This is a genomic window from Stenotrophomonas sp. YIM B13575, from assembly GCF_042787595.1.
Lineage (GTDB): Bacteria > Pseudomonadota > Gammaproteobacteria > Xanthomonadales > Xanthomonadaceae > Stenotrophomonas > Stenotrophomonas lactitubi_B.
Genome location: NZ_JBHZOP010000014.1, coordinates 57,415 through 64,117, shown reverse-complemented (window position 1 = coordinate 64,117; position 6,703 = coordinate 57,415). Strand labels below are relative to the sequence as shown.

At 66.2% G+C, this 6,703-nt stretch carries 6 protein-coding genes and 1 pseudogene; all 7 read right to left on the bottom strand.

Annotated elements, in window-relative coordinates; genetic code table 11:
- Positions 1–951: pseudogene (locus ACFX4F_RS03900) on the bottom strand (hypothetical protein); the annotation flags it as partial.
- Positions 948–1,526, bottom strand: coding sequence for a hypothetical protein (locus tag ACFX4F_RS03895; protein ID WP_243381725.1), 579 nt, complete (start codon positions 1,524–1,526; stop codon positions 948–950). The pseudogene ACFX4F_RS03900 and the gene ACFX4F_RS03895, both read right to left, overlap by 4 nt.
- Positions 1,527–1,689: 163 nt before the next feature.
- Positions 1,690–2,160 carry a hypothetical protein gene (locus ACFX4F_RS03890; RefSeq protein ID WP_032977681.1) on the bottom strand — a complete coding sequence of 157 codons (471 nt, stop codon included), beginning with the start codon at positions 2,158–2,160 and terminating at the stop codon, positions 1,690–1,692.
- A 16-nt stretch (positions 2,161–2,176) separates the two neighbouring features.
- Positions 2,177–2,650, bottom strand: a complete 474-nt coding sequence (locus tag ACFX4F_RS03885) for a hypothetical protein (RefSeq protein WP_100552260.1) — start codon at positions 2,648–2,650, stop codon at positions 2,177–2,179.
- 8 nt (positions 2,651–2,658) lie between these two features.
- On the bottom strand, positions 2,659–4,524 hold the full coding sequence (locus ACFX4F_RS03880) for a hypothetical protein (RefSeq protein ID WP_380652506.1): 1,866 nt from the start codon (positions 4,522–4,524) through the stop codon (positions 2,659–2,661).
- A 35-nt stretch (positions 4,525–4,559) separates the two neighbouring features.
- Positions 4,560–5,192, bottom strand: coding sequence for a hypothetical protein (locus ACFX4F_RS03875; RefSeq protein ID WP_380652503.1), 633 nt, complete (start codon positions 5,190–5,192; stop codon positions 4,560–4,562).
- 196 nt (positions 5,193–5,388) lie between these two features.
- Positions 5,389–6,702 carry a hypothetical protein gene (locus tag ACFX4F_RS03870; RefSeq protein ID WP_380652501.1) on the bottom strand — a complete coding sequence of 438 codons (1,314 nt, stop codon included), beginning with the start codon at positions 6,700–6,702 and terminating at the stop codon, positions 5,389–5,391.
- Position 6,703: the final 1 nt, after the last annotated feature.

Here is a 6,703-nt window from a genome sequence, read left to right as displayed (position 1 = left end):
CAGTTGGGCCAGCTCGGCCGTGGCGCCGCCGGCGGCGCCGACGAGCAGCTGCTCGTCCACCATGACCACGCCGGTACCGACCTCGAATGCCGCGGCGTCTGCCAACATGCCGTCCACCACGCGCTCTGCGGCGCGCTGCAGGCTGGCCACCACTTCCGTGCCCAGAAGTCCATCGATGACTGTCTCAGTGCGTAGCGCCTCGGTCAGGGCGCCGAACCAGAGGCCGCCGACCAGGGCATTGAGCGCGTCTGCGTAGGAATTGGCGATCCCCAGCACCAGCAGGCGATCAATGACGCGCTCCAGCTTGATCGCATCAGCGTGGATCTCGGAGCTGAAGCTGACTCCCTCCTCGACCAGCAGCATGAACACCACTGCCGCTGCGTCTTCCAGGCTCAGCGTGTCCACCGTCCTGCAGCTGGCCAGCAGCGCGCTGCGCCGGCTCTCATCGATGGAGAGCACTTCGTTCAGCACGTGCGTTGGCATGCTGCTCCGGGTCTCTCCGACGGCCAGCGATGAACGCGGCGAAGCGAACCAGCGCCCGCCGAAGGCGGAGATCATCCGCGGTCGGGCAGAAAGGCCCGCGTAGGCCATCGGCGCGGTGACCTGCCGACCACTGCCATGAAGGACCAGGCGCGCCCCGCCGGCGCCGCGCCCCGACGCAGTCTGGAAGCCTCGGGCACGCAATCGGATGGCCGCTGCACCGCCGCCGACGTCCCGGTAGTAGCCCCGCCCGGAAGTGCCCAGGTTCAATGCGGCAGCGCCGTTGGCAGGGATAACCGGGTCCACGCCGCCGCCGAAGTAGATCTGACCACGTCCCGACGAGCCCAGGCTCAGCACGACACTTCCGGCGGCACCAACTCCTTGGCCAACCCCTACGACCCGCAGTGCCAACAGGGCCGCGGCACGCCCATCCGTGGTGGTGTGCTCCAGCTGCAGGAACTCGATGGTCATTCGATGAAATCTCCAGTCGCATAGATCGCGCAACCGACAACCACGAGCCCGTGGCTGGTTTGTTGCGACGTGTAGAAGCGATGGCCGTCGTGCAGGTAGTCGACGCTGCCACCGACGCGCCTTACCTCCCACGTGTCCTGGGAGTCATAGAAGCGGATAGGCGTCATGCGACGCCCGCGTTCTAGAACGCAAGCCTGCAGGCGCCCTCCCTCGCTTTGATGGAAGTACAAGCCGTGGCGGATTCTGGCTGGATCGGACACCTCCGCTTCGTCCAGGACGGAAAGCCCTACGACGACCCCCACTGCCCTACTCATGGTCAACCGCATAGCGACATCACCATCGAGCTCGTCGGCGCTGTCGGCGCCGGCGTTCCACTGGAAGACTGAGTCGTATTCCACGCGCGGAGGTACGGCCGGCATCGCCGGCTCTGCCTTCTGTTCCGGGTAGGTCGTGCAGGTGACAGGCCCGGGTGGCGCGGTCTGCACGAACACGCTCCTGCAGATCATGTACCGAACGTAGGTGACCCCGTTCTGCTCTTCATAGCCGAGAATGGTGGCGTCCTTCGGCAGCTGCACGGCGCTGTCCTTTGGCGCTGGCATCCGACCCTCGCTGCATTCCTGCCGCCAGTAGCCCTGGGCCGGCGATGCGCCGCAGATGGTGTAGGACGCCCGATACGGCACCGCCGGCTTCGCGGGCTGAGGAGGGACGTACCTGGAGACTGGCGGCTTGGACAACATGTCAGCTGGCCTGATCGGCAACCACGTTGAAGATGCTCACGCCCGTGCTGTTGCTGCCGTTGGCCGTCATCACGTCACTGCTGAACAAAACTGCAGCATTCGAGGCGGGCCCGCCCGCTGTGCCCTGCAGGCGAACACCGGTGGAAGCCCCGCGCCCGTCATCACCTGCGGCGCAGAAGCGATAGAACGTCGGCGAAAGGCTCGGCGCGCCGGCATTGGCGCCGTCGAACTGGATCAACCCCTCCCATTCTTCGCTCGGGGCCTTTGGCAGCACGTTGCCAACGGGCGCGGAGAAAGTGAGGCCGTCGCCGTCGACCGACAGCTTCGCCAGCTGCGTGTGGCTGCCAACCATGTCCAAGGCAGCATCGGCACTGGCCGGTACCGGGCCGGCGAACACGTACAGGAAGCCCTCGTCCAGAGCATTTTTGACCTGACCCAGGAGGGCCTGCGCGAGCGGGATGGAGATCGTCATGGTGCTTATTCCTTCGTCAGAGTGGGGGGATCGCAAACCACCATTCACCGATTTCGATACCGGTGTCGGTGGCCATGGCCAAAGTGGGCAGGCGCATCTGGAAGTCGCCCGGGCTGTCGTCGTCCAGACCGATCGCGCCGTCGATCCGCGGGGAATCGAAGGAGACTCCGCCGGCATCGGGCGCATTGCCGACCAGCCGGAACCAACCTGCAGTGCCGGCAGCGAGACCACGCAGAACCCAGCGCTGGGCAGCGTCCTTGTAGACGTAGCGGCCGTTGCGCACGAAGCTCAGGCCATTGGTCGACACGCCGGCCTGCCAGGCACCACCGTCGAGCGTGATACGGGCCAGGAGCGCCCCTGTCGCCGGCATATCTGCCGTCTCAGGTTGGGGCCCGGTGCGGATCTCGATACAGCCGCCTCGGAAGATCGCTTCGAATGCCGATGGGCCGAGGATCGACGCCTCGAACCCCGTGGAAGTGTTCACTGCCATGAAGGCTCCTAAATGGGCTTGGGTAAGACGGTCAGCGGGTAGAAGCGCCGGTCGTCAGCGGTAACGCCGAGCAAGGCCCCCAGGTCGTGACCCGTCACGTAGTTCAGAGCGCCGGTGTAGGCGCCGGGTATCGAGACGCAGTAGCGCCCCTTGCTGTAGTTCCAGCCGCCGGCCCAAGGGAACCCCAGGAAGTCGTAGACGCCCTGTTGGTCCATCATCAGCGGGACCAGCAGCGAAGACCCGGCGAACGCAATCAATCCCTCTCGAGGGTGCTTGTTCCAGAGGACGCCGGACTGGTTCGGTGTGCGCGGTCCCCATCCAGACCCGCCGGCGCCGACCCAGTAGCTGCCGAACACCAAGCCGTCGGTGACCGCGCCAGGTGCACGTGTGTCCAAGCCAGGGAAAGGCGCTGCGGTACCGGAGCTCGGATCCCATGCCACCGCCTCTGCTTCGCCATACACCATCCGGCCGGCCATGTAGGCAAAGGGCTGGATCGTGTGCGCCCCGTTGAATCCCTGGATCCGCCACCCTGAAAACAGGTTGTGGCGCACGTCCATGTAAGCCATCAGGTGATAGTCCTGGCGATCATTGCCGACCGCGAAGTCCCGATCGATCAGGGTGATCTCGCCACCGTCGAACTCCAGTACCACCGACACGCGCACCATTCCCTGGTAGTTGTTGGCCTCCACAGCAAACCGCCCCTCGCTCCGCCGCAGCGCCAGGTAAGCGTCCTTCCGCTCCATACCGGCGAAGTCGGACACGACCAGGCCACGTGTGGGTGCGACCAAGGCGAAGTTGCCGCCGCTCCCTGCGTAATTGCCCTGCAGGTAGGCAGCCTGGACCGCTGTGTGGGTGATGCTGCTGTCGGAGATCTCCACCTCCTGGGTCATCGTGTTGATCAGCGGAACGCCCGCTGTCTGCTCACTGTTGACGGTGCGAATCGCTCGCGTTCCGTCGCCATTGAAGAACCAGGCCATGGCCGCATCGGCGAAAGTGTTCCCCGACGTGCTGCCTTCTGGGTTGATCTGCCCTGGGGTCATGCCCAGTAGGCGGTGGCTGCCGGGCTCGATGACCCAGTCACCCTTCTGCGGCGTCCCCTCGTTCCGACGGAGCCTGAAGGCCACGAAGGCCGACTGCGCCGTGGTGGGTTGGCCCTGGGCGTAGTTGGTGAATGCCACCACCAGCTCCTGAACGCCAGCCGACGTCTTGCGCACGCAGGCGGAGTTGATCCGCCACGACAGGTATTCCGGCGGATCCTGCTGCAGCTCGTCGCGGTAGGCAATCCGGTCGAACAGGGCCTGGCCCTGCTGCAGCACCCAGCGCGCGCCGATGTCGAGCAAGGCAACGTCGTGCACGTACCGCGAGCAGAATCCGTAGAACGAAAGCGCCAGATCCTCGCCGTCCTTCCAGTCGATGTTCCCGAAGAAGTACAACCCATCGGGATACAGATCCGGCCGGTTGTAGCTCTCGTAGCGGGCGCCCTGGATCTGGTCGACCACGTCCCATCGGCGCCAGTAGCGGGTGACCACACGACTGCCGACGAACTCCAGCCACGCGGTGGGATCATTGCCCGTGGGATCCACCTGCGACCCGCGTTGCGCCGGATCGCCTGTGGGCACGTCCCATCTTGGCCAGACGATGAAGCCGCCGCGGGGCTCCGGCGGTTCCTCTACCGGCGGTGGCCCGGGGGCAATGATGGTGACCCGTGGCAACTCACCGATCTTCTCGGCCAGCAGTACCGTGCCATCCTGCAACTCACGGCGCAGGTTCGCGATCCCAAGGCCATTCCGTCTGGCCTCTTCGAGCACGAAACCCAGCAGCTTCCTTGCTTCCGGGACGTGTTGGGCTGCGGCCTCCCGATCGCCAACGACCACTATTGGCGTCCACCCGCTGTACCGCGACCCACTCATCAGGTGACGTCGCCCTCGTCCTTGGCGGACAGCACATACTCCAGCGCCAGCTTGTCGCCCGCGAGCTGGTTGGTGCGAGGCGTGGCGAAGCGGGTGGCAGCGACCAGGATGTTCGCCGTCGCGCCCTTGGCCGAGCCAGTCAGCAGTCCGATGCCGTAGAGGTTGTACGGTCCACCAGCCGAATAGATCAGGGTCGCCGCAGCCAAGGCGGAGCTGTTGCCGATGGCCTCGGCCGTGGAAGGCGTGGTGGTCCACGGCAGACGGCTGGCGTTGGTGTACCCCGTGAACTCGGTGGCCACGTCCTTGAAGGTGGATCCCTTCCAGTCCGCCGCCGGCGTCACGTTGCCCGCGAATGGCGCCAGGTAGAAGGCTGTCTGCTGGCTGGTGCCCCCAAGTGCAGTGTTGAGGATGTAGTTCAGGCCCTCCTTGACCAGTCGATTCGGGTCCACCTGCCACGGACCGAACTCCCCGCCTGCAGAGGCGTGGGCATGCCGGAAGGTGCCGCCGATGGTCGCGCGCGCCGCGGGAAGGTAGATGCCCGCCTCGGACAACTCGTACTTGTGCCGGCGGATTGCGCGAATGGCGTCGCGCCCCACCGTGCCCAGGTTTTGCAGGGCCTTCATGATTTTCATCGGTTTGCTCCTTCGGTGGTTACCATTTGCCCGCGGGGCAGGAAGCCCCTTGGAATCGGGTCTTGCTTGCCAGAGGACAGCTGCAGAGGCTGCAGCGCAGGAAAAGGCGGCGTCCGAGCCGTTCGACGTTCGGACACGCACGGCAGATCTCCAGCCGACGCTTCACGTCGTCTGGCTTGGCCAACACAGCCATGGCTCAGGGGTCTCGGTGGATGACGTGGGCGACTGCCCGGTCGGTGACGGCCAGCGCCTGGCCCTTGGGTGCCCGCAGCGCGGCTACGAGCTGGCTCAGTCCGTCCTGGTGGCGCAGCAGCAGCGCTGCATGATCGGCATCGTCGACGACTGCCTCGCCCTTCTTCAGCACCTGCACCTGACCGCCCGGCAGCCCAATGCAGAAGTAGCCGTCGCGGGCGAGCCAAACCAGCACCGGTGCCGCCGACTGCAGCCCAACCACGTCACCGTTGACCACCATGGCTGAGCCAGGGACAGCGCCGCTACCGCGCGCCACCGCCTGGCTGAAGTCCTTCGGGTCGGCGCCTGCATACCAGTAGGTCCGCGCGCCGGCAGCGACGTAGAGGCCGGCGCCATCCTGCAGCCCGTCGCCGATGGGTTCCATCAGGTCGATCGGTGCGTTGAAGCGCATGCGGTTGGTCGAGGGCCGGAACATGCCGTATCGCAGCGCCTCCGACCACAGCACCTCCTGGCCACTGGCTACGAACTGCCGGCCGTGCGCACCACGCACGATGTGGCCCGGCGGCAGCGGGCGAAGGAACTGAGTGGTCAGCGCCCTGCCCTCGCCGGCAGACAGCACCGGCGCCGAGCGGGTGCCGGCCGGCAGGATGACGTACTGCCGCAGCACCTGGTCGTTCGGCCCGGAGACGTACACCGCGACCGAAGCCGTGTCCGGCGCCACTGGCAGCGGAATGTCGCTCAGCTCGAATCCGCCGCCCTCGGCAATGTCGATCACCGCGGCCAGCGTGCTACCCGACTCGCGGCCGAGCCGATCCATGAACGTCACCGCGACCTGGTACTGCCCAGGCGCCAGCGCACTTGCGGCGGACGGTGCCATTACCGGCTGGCCCGCGGGGTGCTCAGGCGACCAGGAATGCCCCTGCAGGTCGATGTCGAGCACACCGCAGGAACTGCTGTTGCTGAAGAAGACGCGATCGCCGATCAGCGTGTAGCTCAGCGGGTCCAGGCCGACGTCGATGCCAAGCGTTTCCACGCGCTCATCCGCATGCAGGGCATGAAGCTGACCGCCATCGACGAAGAGCCCGTACTGCAGGTGCTCATGGCTCCACAGAGAATGGGTCAGTGCGCCAGGCCGGAAACGCTGATGCCCGCGCCGGCGTCGCGGCCGACCGGCGGCGTCCAAGTCGACGTTGTCCGCCTCACGCAGCGCGCGCGGGATCCCGTTCTCATCGGTCGGCAGCGCCCCTTCTCCGGCCACGTTGTTGATGCCCAGGGGCCAGGGGCCTGCTGGGCGGAGATCTTCATCGCGAACGGGCATG

What these genes read in the sequence shown, in the direction of transcription:
- ACFX4F_RS03890 (WP_032977681.1), bottom strand. Translation starts at nt 2,160, where the DNA reads ATGACGATCTCCATCCCGCTCGCGCAGGCCCTCCTGGGTCAGGTCAAA.
- ACFX4F_RS03885 (WP_100552260.1), bottom strand. Translation starts at nt 2,650, where the DNA reads ATGGCAGTGAACACTTCCACGGGGTTCGAGGCGTCGATCCTCGGCCCA.
- ACFX4F_RS03875 (WP_380652503.1), bottom strand. Translation starts at nt 5,192, where the DNA reads ATGAAAATCATGAAGGCCCTGCAAAACCTGGGCACGGTGGGGCGCGAC.
- ACFX4F_RS03870 (WP_380652501.1), bottom strand. Translation starts at nt 6,702, where the DNA reads ATGCCCGTTCGCGATGAAGATCTCCGCCCAGCAGGCCCCTGGCCCCTG.